Raw genomic sequence first — 21,408 nt, forward strand, 5'->3', positions numbered from 1 at the left:
TTTGGCCGCTAGGGGGGACCGTCATGGATCTCGCTGAGATCTTCCGGGTGATGCGCAGGCGCTGGTACGTCCTGCTGCCCGGACTGCTGCTGACCGCCGCCCTGATCGTCGGCGTCGTCGTGCTGGTGCCGGTCAGCTACCAGTCGCAGAGCACGGTGGTCCTGCTCAACTCCCAGAAGGCCACGCGCGCCTACGACGGCAACCCCTTCCTCAGCACGCAGACCTCGCTCACAGGCATGGCCGACAGCCTGGCCCGCAACCTCAACTCCGACGACTCGCTGCGGGACCTCAAGGCCCGCGGCGCCACGGGCACGTTCGAGGCGAAGCTCGCCGACAACGCGCAGGGGCCGCTGCTGTGGCTCACCGTCACCGGCACCGACAAGGCGGCCGTCCTGTCCTCGGACAAGATCCTGACCGCCTACGCCAAGGAACGGCTGGACCAGTTCCAGAAGCAGCAGTCGGTCGCGCCGAAGGCCATGATCCGCATGACGACCATCGTCTCCCCGCAGAACCCGGTGGCGCAGACCAAGACCCGGCTCGAGTACCTGATCATGGCGGGTGCCCTGGGCCTGGTGGTCACCCTGGTCGCCGCCTTCTACGTGGAGGCCCGCAAGAGGCCCCGCACGCCCGAGCCGCAGGCCGCGCCCGAGGGGCCGCGGCAGCCGGGGACGACCGCGGCCGCCACCGCTCCCTCCGCCGAGGAACCGGTCGTGGAGGAACCGTTCGTGCAGGAGGGAGCCGTGGAGGAGACGCTCGCCATCCGGCGCCCGCCGAGCTGGTCACGGTCCGCCGGGGACGGCCGGGCCTCCGCCGAGACCGACGCGCCCCGGCCCGCCATGGCCGTGGCCTCCGCCGCAGAGCCGCTCGACGAGGAGTCGACCCATGGACATCGCCCGCGCACCGGACAGCGCGACCGGTGAGACGGGCGACCTACCCGCTGCTCCCGCTCCCGCACCTCCCGCCACCGCCTCCCTCGGCCGCAAGGTCCGCTCCGCGGCCCGTTGGAGCCTGATCAACACCGTCGTCCTGCGCCTGGGCAACTTCGCCACCGGCATCGTCCTGGCGCGCTTCGCCCTCGGCCCCGCGGAATGGGGCGTGTACGGCATCGCCCAGACGGTCCTGCTGGTCCTGCTGTCCGCGAACGAACTGGGCGTGGGCCTGGCCATCGTGCGCTGGGAGGGGGACGCGCGGCGGTTCGCGCCGACCGTGCTGACCCTCAGCACCCTCTCCAGCGGCCTGCTGTACGTGGCACTGTTCGCGGCGGCCCCTACGGTGGCCGGCCTGCTCGGCTCGCCGCACGCCGCGGGGGTGCTGCGGGTGATGTGCCTGTGCGTGGTGATCGACGGGGTGGCGCAGGTCCCCGGCGGCTTCCTGACCCGGGAGTTCGCCCAGGGCAGGCGGATGATCATCGACGGGCTCAACTTCGTGCTCGGCACGGCGGTGACCCTGCTGCTGGCCTTCGACGGCTGGGGCGCGATGAGCTTCGCCGTGGGCGCCGTCGTGGGGAACGTCGTGACGCTGATCGGCTGCGCGCTGGCGGCGCCGGGCACCCTGAGGTTCGGCTGGGACGGCGAACAGGCCCGGGCGCTGCTGCGGTTCGGGCTGCCGCTGGCCGGGGCGAGCATGCTGGCCCTGGCGGTGGTCAACGTCGACACCATGGTGGTGGGCGCGACGCTGGGCAGCGTCTCCCTCGGCTTCTACGTCCTCGCCTTCAACATCTCCGGCTGGCCCGTACGGATCATCTCCGAGGCCGCCCGCCGGGTCTCCTTCGCCGGCTTCTCCCGGCTGGCCGACTCGCCGCAGGCCCTCGCCCAGGGCTTCAGCCGTGCCCTGGGTGTGCTGATCACCGGCACGGTCCCGCTGTGCGTCCTGCTGGCGGGCCTCGCGGAGCCGCTCATCCGGACGGTCTACGGCGACCGGTGGGCCCCGGCTGCCGCGGCCCTGCCCTGGCTGATGGCCCTCGGCCTGATCCGCATCGGCAGCGAACTCGCCTACGACTGCCTGGTCGCGGTCGGACAGCGCCGCTCGCTCTTCCTGGTGCAGGGTCTGTGGCTGGTCTCCCTGGTCCCGGTGCTCCTCGCCGCCGCGCACCTCAACGGCATCGTCGGTGTCTCCCAGGGGCATGTCCTGGTGGCCGGCGGGCTGGTGGTGCCCGTCTTCCTGATCGCCCTGCGCCGCGGCGGCATCGGCCTCGGACGCATCGCCCGGGCCTGCGCCTGGCCCTTCCTCGGCGGCGCCGTGATGGGCCTGATCATCCTCGCTCTGGAGCGCCTGCTGGGCGACGGACGGCTCGCGCTCCTCGCCATCGGCACCATCGCCCTGGCCGGCTACACGCTGTGCGTCCTGCCCAGCCGCGACTTCCTGCGCGGCGTGGACCGGCCCCACCGCGGACGGCACCGGTCGACGGCACCGGTCCGCTCCCTCCCCGACAGGACATGAGGTGAACCGCATGTCACGGCGTATCCGCCCCAGTTCGCTCGTCTGGCTGCTGCTGGCGTCCCTGCTGGCCGTCGTGGGCGCCGCCTGCTCGGGATCGCACGACTCCGCGCTGCCGGACTGCCCGGACGACGCGCTGACCTGCCCCGCGAGCGGGTCCTCGGCGGCGCCGGAAACCAGTGCGCCCAGCTCGGCGCCCGCCGGGACGCCGACGAGCCCCACCGCCTCGCCGTCCCCCTCGGGCACGCCCCCGGCGAGCGGCCCGTCCGGCTCCCCCGCCGCGAAGGCCGCGTGCTCCTCGCCCGCCGCCTGTGGCTTCCCCGACGCCCGCACCACCGGCCCCCGCATCGCCCTCACCCCCCACAAGACCGGCTACAAGGCCATCCGTACCAACGGGCTCACCATCCGGGGCTGGGACATCACCGGCTCGCTCGACATCTACGCCAACGACGTCACGATCATCGACACGAGGATCACCTCGGACAGCTGGTGGGGCATCAACCTGCGCCCCGGCCACCACGGCCTGCGCGTGCTGCACTCCACGATCACCGCGGTGCCCGGCAAGGGGCCGGACAACGGCGGGGTGGACTACGCGGTGTCGAACATGGGCGGCAGCTCCATCGAGGTCGGCTGGTGCGACGTCTCGGTGTTCGGCGACGCCCTGTCCATGGGCCAGGGCGACATCCACGACAACTACGTGCACGACATCGAGCCGTTCATCAACCAGGGCGGCGAGTGGCAGCACACCAACGCGGTCATCAGCGGCGGCGGCAACACCGGGCACCTGGTCATCCGCCACAACACCCTGCTGAACCCGACCAGTCTCAAACAGGGGGCCTCGGGCAGCATCGGCCTGTTCGCCGACACCGGCGTGGTCCGCAACGTCACCGTCGACCACAACTGGATCGCCGGCGGCGCGTACGCCCTGTACGGCGGGGACACGGGCGCCACCGGGATCAAGGTCACGAACAACGTGTTCTCGACGCAGTACCACCCCGCCGCCGGCGGCTACGGCGTGGTCGCCCACTGGAACCACGAGGGCGCCGGAAACGTCTGGCGCGACAACCGGATGTCCGACGGCCGCCCGATCGTCCCCGAGCCCGCCTCATGATGCGCCGCGTCGCGCGGGCGCCCTGGACCCTGCTCAAGACGCTGTTCGGCTGGTTGGTGCTCTTCGAGGCCCGAAACAAGGTCCTGCTGGCGCCCTCCGCGGTGCGACTGCGCCGTGTCGAGGACGCCGAGACCCGCCGGCTGTCCGCCGTGCTGCCGGCGCCGCCCTCGGCACTGGTCGCCACGGTGATCGCCACCCACCGGCGCCCGGAGGCACTGCGGGCCGCGGTGCGCTCGGCGCTGGAGCAGACGGTGCGCGACCAGGTCGTCATCGTGGTCGACGACGGGGCCGGACTGCCCGAACTCCCCGCCGATCCACGGCTGTCCGCCGTCTCCCTGGCGCACAACACCGGCGTCGCGGGCGTCGTGCGCAACGTCGGCATCCGCCTCACCCGCTCGCGCTACGTGGCGTTCCTCGACGACGACAACCTGTGGGAACCCGACCACCTGGAACGTGCGTTGGCGGCCCTGGAAGCCCCCGGCGGCCCCGACGGCGTCTACACGGCGCTGCGCCGCGTCCTGCCCGACGGCAGTGAGAAGGACGTCCTGTCGGTGCCCTTCGACCGGCGCCGGGCGGCCCGCGAGGCCTTCCTGGACACCAACGCCTTCGTCGCCCGCCGCGACCGCTCCCTGCGCTTCAGCCGGCTGCGCCGCACACCGGAGGTGCTGCCCCGCGAGGACTGGGAGCTGATCCGCCGGTACGGCCGCGGGCACCGGGTGCTGCACGTGCCGCACCCCACCGTCCGGTACCTGGTGAACCCCGCCAGCTTCTACACGGACTGGTGACAGCCCGTGCCGCTTCCGCTCCTCTTCCGCTCCGACGTCAGGTGGTTGATCCGATGCCCCGATCCCGCGCACTGAGAAACAAGTTCGTCGACGCACCGGGCTCCCTGGGCGAACGCCTGCGCATCGCCCGCTGGGAACGGTTCAGGCGCTGCTTCCCCGGCATCGAGAACATGAGCGTCGTCGATCTGGGCGGGACGGCCGAGATGTGGCTGCGCGCGCCGGTGCGTGCCAAGCACGTCCACCTGATCAACCTGGAGGCGCATCCGGCCGACCTGCCCGACTGGATCACCGCGGAGAACGCCGACGTCACCGACCCGGCCGTGGCCGCGCAACTGAGCGGCGACGGCGGCTACGACATGGTGTTCTCCAACTCCACCATCGAGCACGTGGGCGGCCACAGCCAGCGGCAGAAGTTCGTCGCGGCCGTCGAGCGGCTGGCGCCGCTGCACTGGATCCAGACGCCGTACCGCTACTTCCCCGTCGAGCCGCACTTCGTCGCGCCCGGCTTCCAGTTCCTGCCCCTGGCCGCCCGGGCCCGTCTGGTGCGGCACTGGCCGCTCGTGCACAGCCGCCCCGACAGCCCGGAGTCGGCGATGAACGCCGTGATCAACATCGAGCTGCTCACCCGCACCGAGATGCGCTACCTCTTCCCCCGGTCGGAGCTGCTGAGCGAACGGGTGCTCGGCGCGCCGAAGTCGCTCATCGCCGTACGAACGGAGCTCTGATGCTGAACAACCTGGTCAACAGACATGACGCGGACCGGCTGCTGCGCAAGGTGCGCAAGCTGGACCTGGACCCCGTGCTGGCCAAGCTGCGGGTGCGCGGCGGCGCGCGGGTGGTGCAGCACTGGTCCCAGGTCGACCCCTCGCTCACCGAGTGGTGGGCGATACCGGCCGTCATCACGCGGTGGAACCTGCTGATGACCGGGGACGCGGACACGTCCTTCCCCGGGTACGTCGCCGCCAAGCACTTCGCGCCGCGTACCGATCTGCGCGGCCTGTCGCTGGGCTGCGGCACCGGCGGGAACGAGCTGCTGTGGGCGAAAACCGGGGCGTTCTCCCTGCTGGAGGGCGTGGACGTGGCCCCGGAGCGCATCGACTTCGCCACCCGGACGGCCGCCGAGGAAGGACTCGGCGATGTGCTGCGCTTCCGGGTCACCGACGTCAACCGGATGACCGCCGACGGGGAGCGCTTCGACGTCCTGCTGGGCCTTCAGTCACTCCACCACTTCGACCACCTCGACGAGACCCTGCCGCGCCTGGCCGAACTGATCGAGCCGGACGGTACGTTCGTGGTCGACGAGTTCGTCGGCCCCACCCGCTTCCAGTGGACCGACGCCCAGCTGGACGCGGCGAACACCCTGCTGGCCCGGCTCCCCGAGGAGCGGCGGCGCCTGGCCGACGGCCGGATCAAACACCGTGTCGTACGGCCCAGCCGGCTGTCGATGGTGCTGGACGACCCCTCGGAGGCCGTCGACGCGGCGGCGCTGCTGCCGGGCCTGCGACGGCATTTCGAGGTCGTCGAGGAACGGCCCTACGGGGGCACCGTGCTGCACATCGCCTTCTCCGGCATCGCGCACAACTTCCGCGACCAGCGTCCGGAGACGCTGGAGCTGCTGGAGCGGTGCTTCACCGCCGAGGACGCCGCGCTGCCGGAAGTGGGACACGACTTCGTCGCCATGGTGTGCCGTCCGCGGCGCGCCGGCTGACAGGATGGCGGCATGGAACGAGTGCTGGGAATCGGCGGCTACTTCATGCGGGCCGCCGATCCGGCGGCCCTGACCGCCTGGTATCGCGATTGTCTGGGCCTGGACGCCGACGAGGTCGGCCTGTGGCGGCAGGAGGCGGGGCCGACGGTGTTCGCGCCGTTCGAGTCCGACACCGACTACTTCGGCTCCCGCACCCAGCAGACCATGCTCAACTTCCGCGTGCGCGACCTGGAGGCGATGCTCGCCCAGCTGCGCGCCAAGGGCGCGGACGTGGCCGACGAGACGCAGGACATGGCGGGCGTCGGCCGGTTCGGCTGGGTCACCGATCCGGAGGGCAACCGGATCGAGCTGTGGCAGCCCGCGTGAGCCCGCCCGTCACGGCCCCGGTGTGACGTTCAGGGACCCCGGCCGGGCGAGTGCGGCCGCGGCCGCGCGGCTGGCCGGGCGGCCGAGCAACGCGCGCGAGGTCTCCCGGAGCAGGACGGCCGCGCGGAAGGCGGCCGTGGCGAGCGGGCCGTGCCGACGCCGGTACAGGCGGACGCGGTTGAGGGTGAGAAGGGTCCACAGGCGGGGTGACACCTGGGAGTCGCCGCCCAGGTGAACGGCCTCGGCCGTGGGCTCCAGCTGGGTGGCGTACCCCAGGTCGCGGGCCCGCAGGCAGTACTCGGTCTCCTCCGAGTAGAGGAAGAAGGACTCGTCCCACGGGCCGCACGCGGCCAGACAGTCCTTCGAGAAGGCCATCAGGGCACCGGTCGCCCAGTCCGCGCGGGTGGGCCGCCGGTAGGCGACGGGATCGGTGACGAGCTCGCTCAGGGCCGGGAAGCGTCCGGCCCGGGTGTTGCCGATGACGGCCTCGCCCAGCGCGCGCAGCACGCTCGACTCGCGGCGCAGCGAGCGGTGCGGGGTGTCGTGGCCCTCCTCGTAGAGCAGGGGTACGGCGATGCCGACGCCGGGGCCGAGGCTGTCGAGGAGGCGTTTGGCGCAGCCCTGCCGCATCCGGATGTCGGGGTTGCAGACGAGGACGGCGTCGTACTCCCCGGCCGCGGCAAGCGCCGCGTTGATGCCGGCCGCGTACCCGGCGTTGCGGCCGGTCTCGACGACCGTGGCGTCCGGGGCGAGGGTGCTCAGCACCTCGACGGTCTCGTCGGCGGAGTCGTTGTCGGCGACGACCAGCCGGTGGTCGAGGCCGGCCATGCCGTCGGGCAGCGCGGCGAGGAACCCGGGCAGCACCTCGGCGCTGTTCCAGGTGACGACGATGACGGCGACGGTGCTCATCGGGACTCCGCGAGTTGGGGGAGCTGGACTTCGGACGTCGTACGAGGGGCGGGGACGGCGGCCGTGGCCGCCTCGCGGCGGATGAAGCCCAGGTAGCTGCCGCCGGCGCCCAGGGTCAGGAAGAACATCCCGGCGTACATGGGGAAGCTGAGCGCGTCGAAGGTGGCGCTGATGACCAGGGCGACCAGGGCCGAGGCGAGGAAGGCCTGCCCGAGCTCGCGGTCCGACTCCGTGCGGGCGAGGCGCCTTACGGCACCGCCCTGGTGGATGCCGGTGACGAACAGGGCGAGCAGCGCGACCATCCCCAGGGTGCCCGTCTCGGCCAGGGTCAGCATGTACTGGTTGTCGGTGAAGAAGTACAGATCCGGGGTGAAGGTGCCGAACCCCCGCCCGAACCAGGGGTGTTCCTGGAGGTAGGGCACGATCGCGCTGTACTTCACCGTGCGGGCCTGGGTGCTGCTGTCGGAGTTGGACAGGAAGCTGGCGAACAGGTTGGTGATGGTTCCGATCAGGCCGGGGATGATCACCTTGAAGCCGGCCACGGACCCCAGGATCAGTGCGATCGCGGCCCAGCGGCGCTGCGGCTTCCAGCGGGGCACCATCACCAGGATGACGATGAAGGCGCCGATGATGGAGGTGCGGGACACCGTCAGCGGAAGGGCGCCGGCCATGATGGCCACGGGGGCCCAGCGGCGCATCGCGCCCGCGTGCCGGCGCACCGGGTCGAAGGCCTGGTGGACGGCGAAGGGCAGCAGGATGGCCAGCATCCCCCCGAACTCCAGCGGATGGGCGGTGGTGGAGCGCGGCCGGGTGAACGAACCCCGGTCCATGGCGCTGATCCCGGCGGTGCTGGAGTGCAGGCCGGGGATGTGGATGGAGTCGGCGATGTTCGTCGCGGCGAAGAAGTCGTAGTAGCCGATCAGGGCGACCACCGTGCCCAGGACGACGAGCCGGCGCATCAGGGTCTCCAGCCGGCTGCGCTCCTGGATGCCGGCCGAGGCGAGCACCACGAGCGCCACCCACACCCCGAGCCCGATGAGACCGCGGTCGGCGCCGAGGACCTCCTCGTGCGAGCTGTCCCGGGTGGCGTTGGCGAGGTAGGACAGCAGCACCGCCGCGGCCAGCAGGCACATCACCACACGCGGCAGCCGGGTGCCCTTGGCCGGGAGGATGCGGCCGCCGAGCCAGGTCGCGAGGTACCAGAGGAGTCCCAGCAGGGCGAAGACGTTGGCGGGGGTGCCGACCCCGCCCAGCGCGGGCAGGGTGAGGTTCGACGGCACGAAGAAGGCCAGCACCAGATAGCAGGTGAGGACGGTGGTGGCGTCGAGTCTGCGCACCAGCAGGCCCTTGGGCCGCTCCGGCGGCCGGGCGCGGTGCCGGCGGGGCACGTATCCGGCCAGGGCGCGTCCGCGGCGGCGGACCACCGCGACACCCTCGGCCAGGATGGACAGCAGGAACGCGCCGACCAAGCCGATGATGACGACCGCCGCGATGCCCTGGTAGCGGCCCTTGGACTGGGAGACCGGGGTCTGCGGCAGGACGACCGGCGCGGCCTGCACCGCGTACACGGCCGGCACCTTGGAGGCGGCCTGCAGGGCCTTGAGCTGCTCGCCGGTGAACTTGGTGAGAGTGGTGGTCTCCCGGAGCACCTTCGCCCGGTCGGTGCCGGTGACGCTCAGGGTGAGCAGCGGGCTGTCGGCCTGCGGCGCGAAGCCGACCGTGTACTGGTCGGTGACGCCGCGCGAGTGCAGTTCCTTGGCCGAGTCGCTCGACTGGAGCGTCCTGATCAGCACGTCGGCGGTGACGACCAGCGAACCGCCCGCGTTCGACAGGGGGTTGCCGAAGGTCGGGGCGAGATCGGCGATCGCGGTGGAGTCGAGGAGCGTGACGGAGCTCTGCGACTCGTAGGAGACCGGGATGGTCCGGTACAGGTAGCCGCCGGCGAGAACGCTGAGCAGCGTGAGGGGCACCATGAAGTACCAGCGCCTGCGCATGATCGCCAAAAGGTCGGCAAGGCTCATGAGATCTCCCTTTTGGTGGCGAACCGCCCGTGCGCCTGCGAGGATCGGTGCCGACGGAAGGAATCCCCGTGTCGCCTCGTGACGTCGCCGAAGCGCTGCTCCGCCGCTGGTACGTGCTGCTGCTCGCGCTCCTGCTGACGGCCGCCGGAGCCTACAAGGTGCTGCACCCGGCGCCGCGCTATCTGAGTTCGGCGGTGGTCGTGCTCAAACCGCCCGTGACCGGGTCCCAGCCGAACCAGCTGACGAACCTCCAGCCGCCGCTCGCCACGTTGTCGTACGGCGTCATCCAGCAGCTCGAGTCGCCCGCCGGGCGCAGGGAACTGGCGGCAGCGGGCGTGCACGGGACGTACCAGCTGATCCCCCGCAACAGCGGCACCAGCGCGACGCCGCGCTATCTGATCCCCTCGGTGCAGGTGCAGGCGCGGCGCGGTGACGCCGTCGAGGCCGACATGGCGGTCCAGCGGGTCATCGACGTGTACTCCCGGCATGTGGCGGCCATGCAGGAAGGGCAGGGCGTCGCGTCCGGCGCGCGGATCACGGCGTCGGTCCTGGTCGCCCCGAGCGCCGCCCCGGTGCAGGGCAACAGGACCCGCGCCCTGGCGGGTACGGCACTGCTGGGCGCGACCGCCGGCCTGCTGGGCGCGCTGTGGCTGGACCGGTTCGCGCGGCGCCGCGGGCGGCGCGAGGAGGAGGTGCCGGGCACGGTCCGCCGCGCCGACGGGGTCGCGGTGGCGGGCTGAGCTGATCTGATCGCGCATCAGATACCGCGGCGCTTCCAGGACTCCCACCACAGCCACTCCCGCCCGCGTTCGGCCACGGCCGACCACACCAGCGGCTGCAGGTACGGCATGGTCTTGGGCCCTATGCGTCGGCGCAGCCGCAGGGCGCGGTACTCGGGCAGCTTCCGGTATCCGGGAAGGCACTGCTCGGCGAACGCGACGCATTCGTCGACCGGTACGACGCCGGTGCGGCCCCGGTCGTAGGCGCGGTAGGCGCGGCGCAGGGCGTAGCGGGCGAGGCGGGTGTGGACCTGGTCGGCGAGGCGGTCGGCGTGGGGCAGCCGGTCGGCGCACTTGGCGAGCACCGAGTCGAAGGCCACCAGACGCTGGCGCAGGTCGTCGAGTTGGCCGCCGAAGTCGACGGTGGACATGTTGTTGCCGTGGACGCGGTAGAAGGCCTGGTCGGCGCCGCGGACGTAGCCGACGTCGGCGTGGGCGGCGAGCCGCATCCACATCTCGATGTCGCCGGCGTGCGGCAGGGCGGGGTCGTAGCCGCCGACCTTTCGCTGGAGGCCGGTACGGACGACGACTTCCGGCGAGGTGATGCAGCCGGTGCCCTCGCGGAAGCGGCGCTCCAGCCACCACTGGCCGGGGTAGACGACCGAACCGGTGCTGTGGGTGCGGGCCTTGGGCAGCGGTCCGCCGTGCTGGAAGCGCAGGGGCCGGCCGTAGGCGAAGCCGGCCTCCGGGTGGGCGTCCAGGAGCCGGGCGGCGCGGACGAGCGCGCCCGGGACCAGCCGGTCGTCGGCGGACAGCAGGGCCACGTAGTCGCCGTCGGCCCAATCCAGGAGGCCTTCGTTGTAGGTGGCGATGTGGCCCTTGTTGGTCTCGTGGACGTGGACCTCGATCCGCGGGTCGGCGGCGGCGAGTTTCTGCGCCACCTCCGCCGAGTCGTCGGGCGAGGCGTCGTCGATGATGAGGACGCGCACGTCAACGCCGTCCTGCTCGTCCAGGACGCTGCTCACGCAGTCGGCGAGGAAGTGCCCGTACTTGTAGCAGGGGATCACAACACTGACGCTGCTCATCGGTGGGGAAGCCAATCCCCGTCGGTGGTCCGCGCCGCGTTGGCGCGGACCACCGGCGGTGTGTGGGGACGGGTCGGTGCCGGGTCCGTCAGTTCTTCTTCTTCTTGAAAGTGGTCTTGCCGGTCAGGGTCCAGCTGTGGGACTTCACCGTGTGATGGTGCTTGTCCCTGGCCGTCACCGTGACCTTGAACCGGGTGCCGTCCGGCAGCGGCGAGGACAGGTGCACGGACACCTTGTGCGTCGCCCGGTTGTAGGAGACGACGGCCGTGACGTGGAGCTTCCGGGCGGCCTTGGAGCCGCTCAGCACGGTCACGGTCGCCTTCACGGACGCCACCGGGGCCTTCTTCTGCACGGCCATGACGAGGGCGTTCGCCGCGTCGGCGGTGTGCGCCACCGTGGACGCGGTCACCTCCGAGGCGGCCGTCTCCGACGCCAGGGACGCGCTCGGGTTGTCGGCGGTGAAGACGGGGCCCACCCAGTAGTTCGACGATCCGTAGGAACCGTTGGGGAAGGCCGGGTCACTGCCGTACTTGTAGAGCCCGTTGTGGTGGGTGGTGGTGTCGGCCGTGGCCGTGAGCGGATAGGACTTGTGGGCCGCGCCGAAGTAGCCGCCGTCCACCGCGTAGTTGCCGTTGGGCGCGTGGTAGGAGACGACGTACCCGGTGTCCGCGGTGATGGCCACGGGGGTGGCGAAGGTCAGCGTCTGCCAGCCGGACGCGGTCTCGTTGGCGAAGGTGCCGCTGGCGAGCAGGGTGCCGTCGTCGCTCCACAGGCTGCCGGTGTGGGTGCCCGTGTTGCCGGTGCCCTTGTAGAAGGTGACACCGGTGACCCAGCCGGCCGCGGAGGACGTGAACCGGGTGCCCAACTCCACGGAGTTGGGGTCGGCGGTCATGTCGGGTGTGGCCGGCACGGCGGAGGAACTCCACAGCGTGCAGGGGCAGGTGACCGCGGGCGGCGTGGAACTGGTGGTGAACGACCAGGTCACCGGGTCCGCCATGGCGTTGCCCCACACGTCGGAGGCCTGGACGGACGCGGTGTACGTGGTGTGCAGTTCCAGTTCCGTCGACGGCGTGTAGGTCGCCTTGTTCGACGCGGGGAAGGTGACGGCGCCCGGCACGGTGTTGCCGTCCGGGTCCTTCAGGGTGAACGTCACGCTGTCGGTGTCGACGGCCGAGCTGAAGGTGGCCGACACCGGTGCCGTGATGGATGCGCCGGTCGCCCCGGAGGTCGGTGAGGTCGAGGTGACGGTCGGCGGGGTGGTGCTGGCCGTCGAGGTGTCCAGGACGACGTCGACCCAGTAGTTGCTGCCGGAGGTCTGCGAGGACGGAAAGGCGCTGGTGGAGCCGTAGTGGTAGACGCCGTTGCCGCCGTCGGTGCCGGACTTCAGGGCCGTCAGCGGGGCCAGTCCGGCGTCACTGCCGGCGAAGGTGGTGTCGTAGGAGTAGCCGCCGTTGGGGGCGAAGTACGAGGCGACGTAGGTGGTGTTGGCCTTGACGGTGACCGGCGTGGAGAAGTTCAGCTGCTGCCAGCCGGAGGCCGTCTCGCCCGTGAAGGTGCCGGTGGCCAGGCGGGTGCCGGAGGCCGTCCACAGGTTGCCGATGTGGGTGCCGGTGTTGACCGGCGACTTGTAGAAGCGGACGCCGGTGATGGAACCGGCCACCGTGGTGCGGAACTTGACGCCGAGCTCGACCGAGCCGCCGTCGCCGCCGTTGACGGTGCCGGGCACGGCGGAGGCCGGCCAGATGGTGCAGGGGCAGGCCTGGGGTCCGACGGTCAGCGGGATGGTGGTGACGGCGCCGATGTTGACGCTGTCGTCGACCGCGCGGACCTTGACGGACGCCGAGCCCGGGGTGGTCGGGGTCCAGCTGAAGCTCCAGGACGTGAGGCCGGTGGCGGCCTTCCAGGTCGTACCGCCGTCCGTGGACACCTCGACGCGGGCCACGACGCCGCCGGAGTCACTGGCGGTGCCCTTGATGGTGACCGGCTTCAGCGCGGGCACGGTGACCCCGGAGGACGGGCTCGTCACGGTGACGGACGGGCCGGAGGTGTCGGTGGAGGCCGTGGCCGCGACGAGGTTGCTCTGCCGGGTCAGCGGCTGGACGCCCATGTCGGCGAGGATGTTGAGCGTCGCCTGCTGCATCCGGGAGTCCTCGGTGACCACCGTGTCGGCGGGGTCGTAGGTGGGGACGTTGGTCAGGCCCCACGACCACTGCACGGTTCCCGAGCCGAACACCAGCGCCCCGGAGTCCTGGTCGCGGAACTCGACCAGGTTGTGCGTCGCCGTGCCGTTGCCGTAGAGGTTGCCCCAGTCCTGGCGGAGCTTGCCGTCGTTGATGTCGACGGTCGTGGACGACACGTCGATCGCGCCGGCGGGCCGGGTGCTGTTGTCGAGGTCGCTGTCCCACTCGTAGCCGAGGGTGCCCGTCGGGAAGGTGGCGGTCTGGCCGGCGGTGAGGTTCGCGATGGAGGTGTTGCGCCAGATGCGGTTCTTGCCGTACGAGCCGGGGACGGTGATGGCGTCCGCGCGGTAGCCGTTCACGGTGAACATGGAGCCGGTGAGGATGTTCGGCGGCTGGTAGGTCTGCCCGTAGTTGGTGCTCGCCGGGTCCATCCAGGTGCCGGTCCACACGCCGCTGGGATCGGCGATGCCGTTGTTCTGCGCCATCTTGGTCATCTTGTAGCAGACCAGGGTGCGGTCGGCCGTGCTCGTGCCGTCGATGCTCGGCGCGAGCCGCGTCTTCCAGAACACCTCGTTGCCGCTGAAGAAGGCCTCCCGCACACCGGCCTTCCGGGCCGCCAGGACGTTGGAGTACTGGCTCTGCGTCCAGTACTCGTCATGTCCGGACGACAGGTACACCTTGTGCTTCTTCAGCAGGGTGGCACCGCCCGAGGACGACACCTGCACCCCGGAGGTGTAGCTGACGTCGTAGCCGTTGCGCTCCAGCCAGGACAGCATCATGTACTCGGAGCCGTAGATGCCGTTGTCGCCGCCGATGTCCAGCGGCCGGTTGTAACTGACCTCGTAGGCACGGCCGTCGGGCGCGGGCCCGGTGCCGCCGTACAGGTCCTGGCCGCCGTAGTCGTTGTACGCCTGCCAGGTCTGGTCACTGGTCTGTACGACGATGTCGGAGGTGCTGGCGTCGCTGCGCACCACGAACGGGTACGGCATCAGGCCGTCGCCGTCGGTCTGCGTGATGTTGGCGATGTACAGGCCGGACACGGCGTCGCTGGGCACGGTCCAGGTGGCGGTCACCGGCCAGTTGCCGCAGTCGACCAGGCCGGTGCTGCTCTTGGTGGTGCAACTGGCGGCCTTGGAGGTGTAGTTCGCCGGGTACGTCACGGCGGCCTGGGCCGCGGTCGACATCTGGCGGGCGCCGTCGCCGCCGTACCAGCCCAGCCGGTAGATCTGGATGTTGTACGAGACCGGCGACTGGACCTTGAACTGGACGGTGTCGCCCGCCTGGACGCTCTCCTTGGTGGTGAAGCCCTTGATGTCACCGTAGGCGTTGGGCGAGAACCAGTCGCTCTTCGGGCTGCCCGTCTTGGAGTTCTCACAGACGATGGCGTTGGAGCCCGACCCGCACGGATCGGATGCCGCCTGGGCGGACCCGGCCAGCGGGAGCACCGCCAATATCAATGCCGCTACGACGGCGAGGCGACCGCCTCTGATCCGTCTGCTCCATCTTTTCATGCGTACCTCTCAGCGGTGCTGTGCAGGACCGACCCTCGGGCCGGCGGTAAGGCGTGGGGGGCGGTCAGATGCCCATCGCGTCGGCGAGCGTGTCGACGACCCGCTGCTGCTGCTCGGGCGTGATCTGCGGGTAGAGCGGCAGGGAGAGGATGCGGTCCGCTGCCTGCTCCGCGTTCGGGAAGTCGCCCCGGCGGTGGCCGAGATGGCGGTACGCCGGCGTGAGGTGGACCGGGGCGGGATAGTGCACGCCCGCGCCGATGCCCTCCGCGTTGAGCTTGCCGACGACGTCGTCCCGGTCGGCGCCGACGACCTGGACGACGTACAGGTGCCAGACGTGGAGGTTGCCCGGTGCGGTCACGGGGAGGACGACCCGGCCGGCGTCGGCCAGGTCGGCCAGCAGTCCGTCGTAGCGGCTGGCGGCCGCCCGGCGGGCCGCGTTGCCGTCGGCCAGCCGTGCCAGCTTGGCCCGCAGGACGACGGCCTGCAGCCCGTCCAGGCGGCTGTTGAACCCGGGGACGTCGTGGCGGTACTTGGCGACTCCGCCGTGGTTGGCGATCGCCCGCACCAGGTCGGCGTGTTCCTCGTCGTCGGTGAGCACCGCGCCCGCGTCGCCGTAGGCCCCGAGGTTCTTGCCCGGGTAGAAACTGGTGGCCGCGATGCCGCCGCTGCCCGGCGCACGGCCGTCGCGGGTGGCGCCCTGGCACTGGGCGGCGTCCTCCACCACGGCGATTCCGTCCGGGAGTCGGTCGGTCAGCGCCGTCACGTCGGCCATCTGGCCGTACAGGTGCACGGGGACGACCGCGCGCGTGGCCGGGCCGACCGCGTCCAGCGCGGCCTGCGGGTCGAGGAGATGGCTGTCGGGCAGGCAGTCGGCCAGGACCGGGCGCGCCCCGATCCGGGCCACCGCGCCGGCGGTGGCGATGAAGGTGTTGGCGGGCACCACGACCTCGTCGCCCGGGCCCACTCCGCTCGCGCGCAGGGCGAGCTCGACGGCGTCGGTGCCGTTGGCGACGCCCACGCAGTGCGCGACGCCCCCGAACTCGGCGTACTCGCGCTCGAATCGGCGGACCTCGTCGCCGCCGACGAAGGCGGTGCCGGCCAGGATCCGGTCGAATCCGGCCCGCACTTCGTCGGCGACCTCCTCGTGGGCCGCCTTGAGGTCCACGAGCGGAATCTGGTTCATGTCAGCGGTCCCCCCACTGTGTGCGGCGCGCGTTGTGTCCGCGCCGCGAGTTCGTCGAGCGCGGGCGCGTCCGCCGCGCGCAGCCGCCGGGCCGGGCTCCCCACCCAGACCTCACCCGGCGGAACATCGCCGAGCACGGCACTGCCCATCCCGATCAGCGACCAGGCACCGACCGTCGTCCCCTCCCTGACCAGTGCGCCGGAGCCGACATAGGCCCCCCGCTCCAGCCGCGCTCCGCCGCCCAGGCGTACTCCGGAGGCGAGCGTCGCGAAGTCCTCGACGACGTCGTCGTGGGTGAGGACGACATGCGGCATCACGGCGACGTGAGCGCCCACGTGGACGGCGGCGGTCAGCGCGCAGTGCGCGAGCAGCACCGAGCCGGGGCCGACCGGGGACGACCGGGACACCGACGCCGTCGGGTGGATCACGGTGGCGTAGCGGTCCGCGGGCAGGGCGAGCCTGCGGACCAGGCGGGCGCGGGCCGCGTAGTCGCCGGGGTTGCCGACGCAGATCACCGCCTGGGCGCCGGGCAGTCGGTGGATGAGGTCGCAGCCGCCGAGGACGGGCACGCCGTCCACCGCGGTGCCGTGCAGGGCCGCGTTGTCGTCGAGGTGGCCGAGCAGCTCGAAGCCGCCCGCGTCCCGTACGGCCTGTGCGGTCTCCCGGGCGAAGCCGCCCGCACCGATGATGACAAGTTCCGTCATGCGCGGGCCTGTTCGCGCAGTGCGGCCACGACGCGGTCCTGCTGGGCCTCGGTCATGGTGTGGAACAGGGGCAGGATCAGCGAGTCGCGGGTGAGGCGTTCGGTGACCGGCAGCGGTGCGCTCGGGTGGTCGGCGTAGGCGGGTTCGAGGTGCGCGGCCATGATTCCGCGCCGTGCGGAGACGCCGGCCGAGGCGAGCGCGGCGAGCAGGTCGTCCCGGTCGACGGGGAAGTCCTGGTCCAGCAGCACCCAGTAGGACTGGAAGTTGCTCTGCCCGTGCTCCGGGTCGCGCACGGGCGTCAGGCCCGGGACGTCCTGCAGCAACGCGTCGTAACGGGCGGCCAGTTCACGGCGGCGGGCGATCATCGTGTCGAGCTTGCCGAGCTGGACCAGGCCGACGGCGGCCTGGATGTCGGTCATCCGGTAGTTGAAGCCGACTTCCAGGTAGTTCTCCAGGACCGGCTTGTCGCTCGCGTGCCGGTCGGCCGCGGAGGCGTTCATGCCGTGTTCGCGCAGTCGGCGCAGCCGGGCCGCCCACGCGGCGTCGTCGGTGGTGATCATGCCGCCCTCGCCGGTGGTGACCACCTTGCGGGGGTGGAAGGACCAGGCGGCGAGCAGCGCGCCGTGCCCGACGGGCTTGCCGCCGACCGTGGAGCCGATGGCGCAGGCCGCGTCCTCGACCAGGGGCAGGTCCCACTCGGCGCAGGCGGCGCGCAGGGCGTGCACGTCGGCCGGCACGCCGCCCTGGTGGACGGCGAGGACGGCCCTGGTACGCCCGGTGCGGACCGCGTCCACGGTGGCCGGGGTCAGGTTCCCGGTGGCGGGCTCGACGTCGGCGAACACCGGTTCGGCGCCGACGTACCGTACGGCGTTGGCGGTCGCGATGAACGACAGTGACGGGACCACCACCTCGTCGCCGGGGCCGAGGCCGAGCGCGACGAGGCAGAGGTGCAGGGCGGTCGTGCACGAACTGACGGCGATGCCGTGCTCGGCGCCCACCCGCTCGGCGAAGGCCCGCTCGAACTCGGCCACGCGGGGGCCCTGTGCGACCCAGCCGGACAGGACCGCGTCGGAGGCCGCCTTGGCCTCCTCCTCGCCGAGCCAGGGGATCATCACCGGGATGCGGTCGGTGCTCACTTGGCGGCCTCCCGCTCCGCGCGCCACCACTCGACCAGGTCCCGGAGGCCCGTACGCAGGTCGATCCGCGCGGTGAAGCCGAGGCGTTCGGCGGCGTGCGAGGTGTCGGCGAGGCGCCGTACGACGCCGTTGACCGCGCGGGCGGGCCCGTGCTCCGGCTCCAGGCCGTGGGCGTCCATGGCCTCCAGCAGGCCTTCGGCGAGTTCCTTCAGCGAGGTCTCCGTGCCGCTGGCGATGTTGAAGACCTCGTCGGTGAGGTCCGATTCGGCGGCCAGGACGTTGGCCCTGGCGATGTCACGGACGTCGACGAAGTCCATGGTCTGCGTGCCGTCACCGAGGATCAGCGGCGGCTCGCCCGCCTCGATGCGCTCCATCCAGCGGATGAGGACCTCGGTGTAGAGGCCGTGGATGTCCATGCGGGGGCCGTAGACGTTGAAGTAGCGCAGGGCCACGTAGTCCAGGCCGTACATGGCGTGGAAGCTGCGCAGCATACCCTCGTTGAAGGCCTTGGCGGCGCCGTAGAAGGTGTCGTTGTTGTACGGGTGGTGGCGCTCGGTCGTCGGGAACTGTTCGGCCATGCCGTAGACGGAGGCCGAGGAGGAGGCGATGACCTTGCCGACGCCGGCCTCGGCCGCCGCCTCCAGGACGTTGAAGGTGCCGTCGACCAGGACCTCGTTGGCGAGCCGGGGCTCCTCCGCGCACTGGGTGATGCGGATCGCGGCCAGGTGGAAGACCAGGTCGGCGCCCTCGGTGACCTTCCGTACGGTCTCGGCGTCCCGGACGTCGCCCTCGACGATCTCCACGACCCCGCTGGGCAGGGCCTTCGCGAGGTTGGCCCGCCGTCCGCGCACGAAGTTGTCGAGCACGACGATCTCGCGGGCGCCGCCCTCGGCCAGGAGGTCGACCAGGTTGGAGCCGATGGTGCCCGCTCCCCCGGTGACCAGGATCTTCTTGCCTCGTACGCTGCTCAAGTGCTGTTACCTCTCAGCGATTTCGGATCTGTCAACGCCCGGCGCGCAGGCCGACGACCGCGCCCTTGAACTCGAGGCTCCGGGACGCCGCCTCGAGAATGTCCAGCACCCTCAGGCCCGCCCGGCCGTCGGTGAGCGGCGCCCGGCCCGCCCTGATGGCGTCGCCGAACTCGTCGACCATGCTGCGCAGCGCTTCCTTCTCGCCGATCGCGGGCGCGACCATGTCGCCGGAGCGGTACGAGACGAGCATCTCCCGGCGCTCGTCCGCGCCGATCTCCTGCGGTGCGGCCATCTCCACGCCGCGGTCGTAGACGGCCACCCGCTGCAGGGGGTTGAGGTCGTCCCAGAGCAGGGTGCGCTTGGAGCCGCCCACCATGGTGGTGCGCACCTTGGTCGGGGAGAGCCAGTTGACGTGCACGTGGGCGATGGCGCCGGTGCTGAGCGTGAGCGTCAGATAGGCGACACAGGCCTGCCCGGCGCCGATCGGGTCGGCGCCGTGCGCGGCGACGGCGACCGGCTCGACGCCCGCGGGGAGGATGAAGTCCAGGATGGACAGGTCGTGCGGGGCCAGGTCCCACAGGACGTCGATGTCCTTCTGCACGAGCCCGAGGTTGATGCGGACCGAGTCGACGAAGTGGATCTCGCCGAGGTCGCCGGCGCGGACCATCTCGCGGATACGGCCCACCGCGGGCGTGTAGCAGTAGGTGTGGTCGCACATCAGGGTCAGACCGCGTTCCTCAGCCTCGGTCACCAGACGCACCCCGTCGGCGTAGGTCGCCGCGAGCGGCTTCTCCACGAGGACGTGCTTGCCGGCGCGCAGGGCGGCCAGGGCGATGTCGAGATGGGTGCCGGCGGGCGTGGCCACGGCGACGGCGGCCACGTCGGGGTCGGCGAGGACGGCCGCGTAGTCCGCGGTGGCCTCGACCGTGGAGTAGCCGCCGAGGACCCGCCGGGCCCGCTCGACGTCGAGGTCGCACAGCCACCGCAGCCGGAACCGCTCGCTGGCCTGGAAGTTGCGTACGAGGTTGGGGCCCCAGTAGCCGGCGCCGACGACGGCGACCCCCAACGGCTCCTGCGTCACTGTCTTCCTCTTCCTGTGGTCCTTCAGTGGGCGGTCCATCAGTAGGCCCCCGTTCCCCGCACCACCGCGGACCCGGTGCGCGCCAGGATCGACAGGTCCAGGCCCATCGACCAGTTGTCCACGTATCCGAGATCGAGCCGGACGGCCTCGTCCCAGGGCAGGTCGGAGCGGCCGCTGACCTGCCACAGCCCGGTGAGGCCGGGCTTGACCAGCAGTCGGCGTTTGATGTCCGAGGTGTACTCCTCGACCTCCTCGGGCAGCGGCGGGCGGGGGCCGACGAGCGACATCTGGCCCCGCACGACGTTGATGAGCTGCGGGAGTTCGTCGATCGAGCTGTGGCGCAGGAAGGAGCCGACCCGGGTGATCCGGGGGTCCTTCTTCACCTTGAACAGCAGGCCGTCGCTGTTCTGGTTGAGGTGCTCCAGTTCCGCGCGCAGGGCCTCGGAGTCGGAGCGCATCGTGCGGAACTTGAACATGGTGAAGTGGTCGCCGTACCTGCCGACCCGCTGTTGCCGGAAGAGCGCGGGGCCGGGGCTGTCCAGCCGGACGACCAGGGCGATCAGCAGCATGGGCAGGGCGAGGAACAGCAGCAGCGCCGCCGCGAGGGAACGATCCAGCAGTTCCTTGGGCAGCCGGGAGACCCGCGAGAGGTTCGGGGGCTTGACCCGCACCAGCGGCACCCCGTTGGTGGGCCGCACGGCGAGGCGGGCGGCGGACACGTCGGTCAGCACGGGGGCGAGGAGGAAGTCGACGCCCTGCACGGCCGCGGTCCAGGAGATCCGGCGCAGGACGGAGGCGTCGAGCTCGGGGGCGGGCAGCACCACCACGGTGCTGATGCCCAGGGCGCGCACGACGTCGTTCATGTCGCCGACACCGCCGAGCGCGGGCACCCCCAGCCTGCGGACCTGCGAGGCGTTCTCCGGGTCGGTCAGGCAGACTCCGGCCGCCTGGAGCCGCGGGGTGCCGCCGCGCCGCAGTACGGCGATCAGCTCGGCGACCCCGTGAGCCGGTCCGACCAGGAGCGTCGCGCTTGCGTCGGGGCTGCGCGCCCAGCGCCGGTGCAGTCGGCGGCGCAGCCAGTACCGGACCGCGAGGGCGATCACGGCAGCCGGCCCAGCCGCCATGATCATGTCATGGAGGAGCCCCGCATCGTGCCTGAACAGCCCGTACGCGACGGCGGCCAGCGCCGGCAGCGCGACGGCCCCGCGGAGCACCCGTCGGTACTCCTCGACGCCCAGGCCGAGCACGCCGCGGTCGTAGGACCGGTGGGCGAGCATGGCCACGATCCAGGTCGGCGGCAGCACCAGGGCGACCGCCCACCGGCCGTAGGCCGCGTGGACCAGGAAGGCCGCGGCTGCGGCTGCGAAGCCGTCCGCGGCCAGGAGAAGAATCCGGTACTTCTGTTCCCAACGTCTTCGGCGAGCTGGTGGACGTCTGTGTTCCACACCAACTTGCTCATGCGTGACCTCAATGGTCATGCGCCCCCCACCACATGCGCGGTA

At 71.6% G+C, this 21,408-nt stretch carries 18 protein-coding genes; 8 read left to right on the forward strand and 10 right to left on the reverse strand.

The features are described 5' to 3' along the window. Positions 1–23: 23 nt before the first annotated feature. The 7 genes from ACQF4J_RS07980 to ACQF4J_RS08010 are packed head-to-tail and all read left to right on the forward strand — an operon-like array spanning position 24 to position 6,406. Positions 24–920 carry a chain length determinant protein gene (locus tag ACQF4J_RS07980; protein ID WP_351572713.1) on the forward strand — a complete coding sequence of 299 codons (897 nt, stop codon included), beginning with the start codon at positions 24–26 and terminating at the stop codon, positions 918–920. Further along, positions 883–2,439 carry an oligosaccharide flippase family protein gene (locus ACQF4J_RS07985; RefSeq protein WP_351572718.1) on the forward strand — a complete coding sequence of 519 codons (1,557 nt, stop codon included), beginning with the start codon at positions 883–885 and terminating at the stop codon, positions 2,437–2,439. The genes ACQF4J_RS07980 and ACQF4J_RS07985 overlap by 38 nt, the downstream gene beginning before the upstream one ends. 10 nt (positions 2,440–2,449) lie before the next feature. After that, entirely contained in the window at positions 2,450–3,547 is a 1,098-nt protein-coding gene (locus ACQF4J_RS07990; RefSeq protein WP_351572721.1) for a hypothetical protein, read from the forward strand. Continuing rightward, a complete protein-coding gene (locus tag ACQF4J_RS07995; RefSeq protein WP_351572724.1) occupies positions 3,544–4,332 on the forward strand; it encodes a glycosyltransferase family 2 protein in 789 nt (262 codons plus the stop codon). The genes ACQF4J_RS07990 and ACQF4J_RS07995 overlap by 4 nt, the downstream gene beginning before the upstream one ends. Positions 4,333–4,385: 53 nt before the next feature. Next, a complete protein-coding gene (locus ACQF4J_RS08000; RefSeq protein WP_351572727.1) occupies positions 4,386–5,057 on the forward strand; it encodes a class I SAM-dependent methyltransferase in 672 nt (223 codons plus the stop codon). Continuing rightward, a complete protein-coding gene (locus ACQF4J_RS08005) occupies positions 5,057–6,040 on the forward strand; it encodes a class I SAM-dependent methyltransferase (RefSeq protein ID WP_351572730.1) in 984 nt (327 codons plus the stop codon). The genes ACQF4J_RS08000 and ACQF4J_RS08005 overlap by 1 nt, the downstream gene beginning before the upstream one ends. Before the next feature lie 12 nt (positions 6,041–6,052). Continuing rightward, the gene (locus tag ACQF4J_RS08010) at positions 6,053–6,406 is read left to right on the forward strand and encodes a VOC family protein (RefSeq protein WP_351572733.1); all 354 of its coding nucleotides are present in this window, start codon (positions 6,053–6,055) and stop codon (positions 6,404–6,406) included. Positions 6,407–6,415: 9 nt separating this feature from the next. Here ACQF4J_RS08010 and ACQF4J_RS08015 read toward each other — a convergent pair whose 3' ends face one another. Together ACQF4J_RS08015 and ACQF4J_RS08020 are read right to left on the reverse strand one after the other, a co-directional pair. After that, on the reverse strand, positions 6,416–7,315 hold the full coding sequence (locus tag ACQF4J_RS08015; protein ID WP_427165340.1) for a glycosyltransferase family 2 protein: 900 nt from the start codon (positions 7,313–7,315) through the stop codon (positions 6,416–6,418). Then, positions 7,312–9,336: an O-antigen ligase family protein gene (locus ACQF4J_RS08020; RefSeq protein ID WP_351572739.1), complete on the reverse strand. Its 2,025-nt coding sequence runs from the start codon at positions 9,334–9,336 to the stop codon at positions 7,312–7,314. Before ACQF4J_RS08020 ends, ACQF4J_RS08015 begins: the two co-directional genes overlap by 4 nt. 68 nt (positions 9,337–9,404) lie before the next feature. On the opposite strand from ACQF4J_RS08020, the gene ACQF4J_RS08025 reads away from it, so the two are divergent. Beyond that, the gene (locus tag ACQF4J_RS08025; protein WP_351572742.1) at positions 9,405–10,076 is read left to right on the forward strand and encodes a hypothetical protein; all 672 of its coding nucleotides are present in this window, start codon (positions 9,405–9,407) and stop codon (positions 10,074–10,076) included. 17 nt (positions 10,077–10,093) lie between these two features. On the opposite strand, the gene ACQF4J_RS08030 is transcribed toward ACQF4J_RS08025, so the two are convergent. The 8 genes from ACQF4J_RS08030 to ACQF4J_RS08065 form a co-directional block, all read right to left on the reverse strand. Then, positions 10,094–11,140: a glycosyltransferase family 2 protein gene (locus ACQF4J_RS08030; RefSeq protein ID WP_351572745.1), complete on the reverse strand. Its 1,047-nt coding sequence runs from the start codon at positions 11,138–11,140 to the stop codon at positions 10,094–10,096. Positions 11,141–11,228: 88 nt separating this feature from the next. Beyond that, a complete protein-coding gene (locus tag ACQF4J_RS08035) occupies positions 11,229–14,765 on the reverse strand; it encodes a DUF4082 domain-containing protein (protein WP_351572748.1) in 3,537 nt (1,178 codons plus the stop codon). A gap of 130 nt (positions 14,766–14,895) precedes the next feature. Then, on the reverse strand, positions 14,896–16,014 hold the full coding sequence (locus ACQF4J_RS08040) for a DegT/DnrJ/EryC1/StrS family aminotransferase (protein WP_427165343.1): 1,119 nt from the start codon (positions 16,012–16,014) through the stop codon (positions 14,896–14,898). After that, on the reverse strand, positions 16,011–16,718 hold the full coding sequence (locus ACQF4J_RS08045) for an acetyltransferase (protein ID WP_351802009.1): 708 nt from the start codon (positions 16,716–16,718) through the stop codon (positions 16,011–16,013). The genes ACQF4J_RS08040 and ACQF4J_RS08045 overlap by 4 nt, the downstream gene beginning before the upstream one ends. Then, positions 16,715–17,854 carry a DegT/DnrJ/EryC1/StrS family aminotransferase gene (locus ACQF4J_RS08050; RefSeq protein ID WP_427165346.1) on the reverse strand — a complete coding sequence of 380 codons (1,140 nt, stop codon included), beginning with the start codon at positions 17,852–17,854 and terminating at the stop codon, positions 16,715–16,717. The genes ACQF4J_RS08045 and ACQF4J_RS08050 overlap by 4 nt, the downstream gene beginning before the upstream one ends. Beyond that, positions 17,851–18,825 (reverse strand): SDR family NAD(P)-dependent oxidoreductase, encoded by a 975-nt coding sequence (locus ACQF4J_RS08055; protein WP_427165348.1) that lies wholly within the window; start codon positions 18,823–18,825, stop codon positions 17,851–17,853. The genes ACQF4J_RS08050 and ACQF4J_RS08055 overlap by 4 nt, the downstream gene beginning before the upstream one ends. A gap of 31 nt (positions 18,826–18,856) precedes the next feature. Next, on the reverse strand, positions 18,857–19,906 hold the full coding sequence (locus tag ACQF4J_RS08060) for a Gfo/Idh/MocA family protein (protein WP_427165350.1): 1,050 nt from the start codon (positions 19,904–19,906) through the stop codon (positions 18,857–18,859). A gap of 38 nt (positions 19,907–19,944) precedes the next feature. Continuing rightward, positions 19,945–21,351, reverse strand: a complete 1,407-nt coding sequence (locus tag ACQF4J_RS08065; RefSeq protein WP_351572766.1) for a sugar transferase — start codon at positions 21,349–21,351, stop codon at positions 19,945–19,947. Positions 21,352–21,408 lie beyond the last annotated feature (57 nt).

This window comes from Streptomyces sp. C1-1 (assembly GCF_050214755.1).
Lineage (GTDB): Bacteria > Actinomycetota > Actinomycetes > Streptomycetales > Streptomycetaceae > Streptomyces.

What these genes read in the sequence shown, in the direction of transcription:
- ACQF4J_RS08015 (WP_427165340.1), bottom strand. Translation starts at nt 7,315, where the DNA reads ATGAGCACCGTCGCCGTCATCGTCGTCACCTGGAACAGCGCCGAGGTG.
- ACQF4J_RS08000 (WP_351572727.1), top strand. Translation starts at nt 4,386, where the DNA reads ATGCCCCGATCCCGCGCACTGAGAAACAAGTTCGTCGACGCACCGGGC.
- ACQF4J_RS07985 (WP_351572718.1), top strand. Translation starts at nt 883, where the DNA reads ATGGACATCGCCCGCGCACCGGACAGCGCGACCGGTGAGACGGGCGAC.
- ACQF4J_RS08020 (WP_351572739.1), bottom strand. Translation starts at nt 9,336, where the DNA reads ATGAGCCTTGCCGACCTTTTGGCGATCATGCGCAGGCGCTGGTACTTC.
- ACQF4J_RS07980 (WP_351572713.1), top strand. Translation starts at nt 24, where the DNA reads ATGGATCTCGCTGAGATCTTCCGGGTGATGCGCAGGCGCTGGTACGTC.
- ACQF4J_RS08040 (WP_427165343.1), bottom strand. Translation starts at nt 16,014, where the DNA reads ATGAACCAGATTCCGCTCGTGGACCTCAAGGCGGCCCACGAGGAGGTC.
- ACQF4J_RS08045 (WP_351802009.1), bottom strand. Translation starts at nt 16,718, where the DNA reads ATGACGGAACTTGTCATCATCGGTGCGGGCGGCTTCGCCCGGGAGACC.
- ACQF4J_RS08010 (WP_351572733.1), top strand. Translation starts at nt 6,053, where the DNA reads ATGGAACGAGTGCTGGGAATCGGCGGCTACTTCATGCGGGCCGCCGAT.
- ACQF4J_RS07995 (WP_351572724.1), top strand. Translation starts at nt 3,544, where the DNA reads ATGATGCGCCGCGTCGCGCGGGCGCCCTGGACCCTGCTCAAGACGCTG.
- ACQF4J_RS08030 (WP_351572745.1), bottom strand. Translation starts at nt 11,140, where the DNA reads ATGAGCAGCGTCAGTGTTGTGATCCCCTGCTACAAGTACGGGCACTTC.
- ACQF4J_RS08005 (WP_351572730.1), top strand. Translation starts at nt 5,057, where the DNA reads ATGCTGAACAACCTGGTCAACAGACATGACGCGGACCGGCTGCTGCGC.
- ACQF4J_RS07990 (WP_351572721.1), top strand. Translation starts at nt 2,450, where the DNA reads ATGTCACGGCGTATCCGCCCCAGTTCGCTCGTCTGGCTGCTGCTGGCG.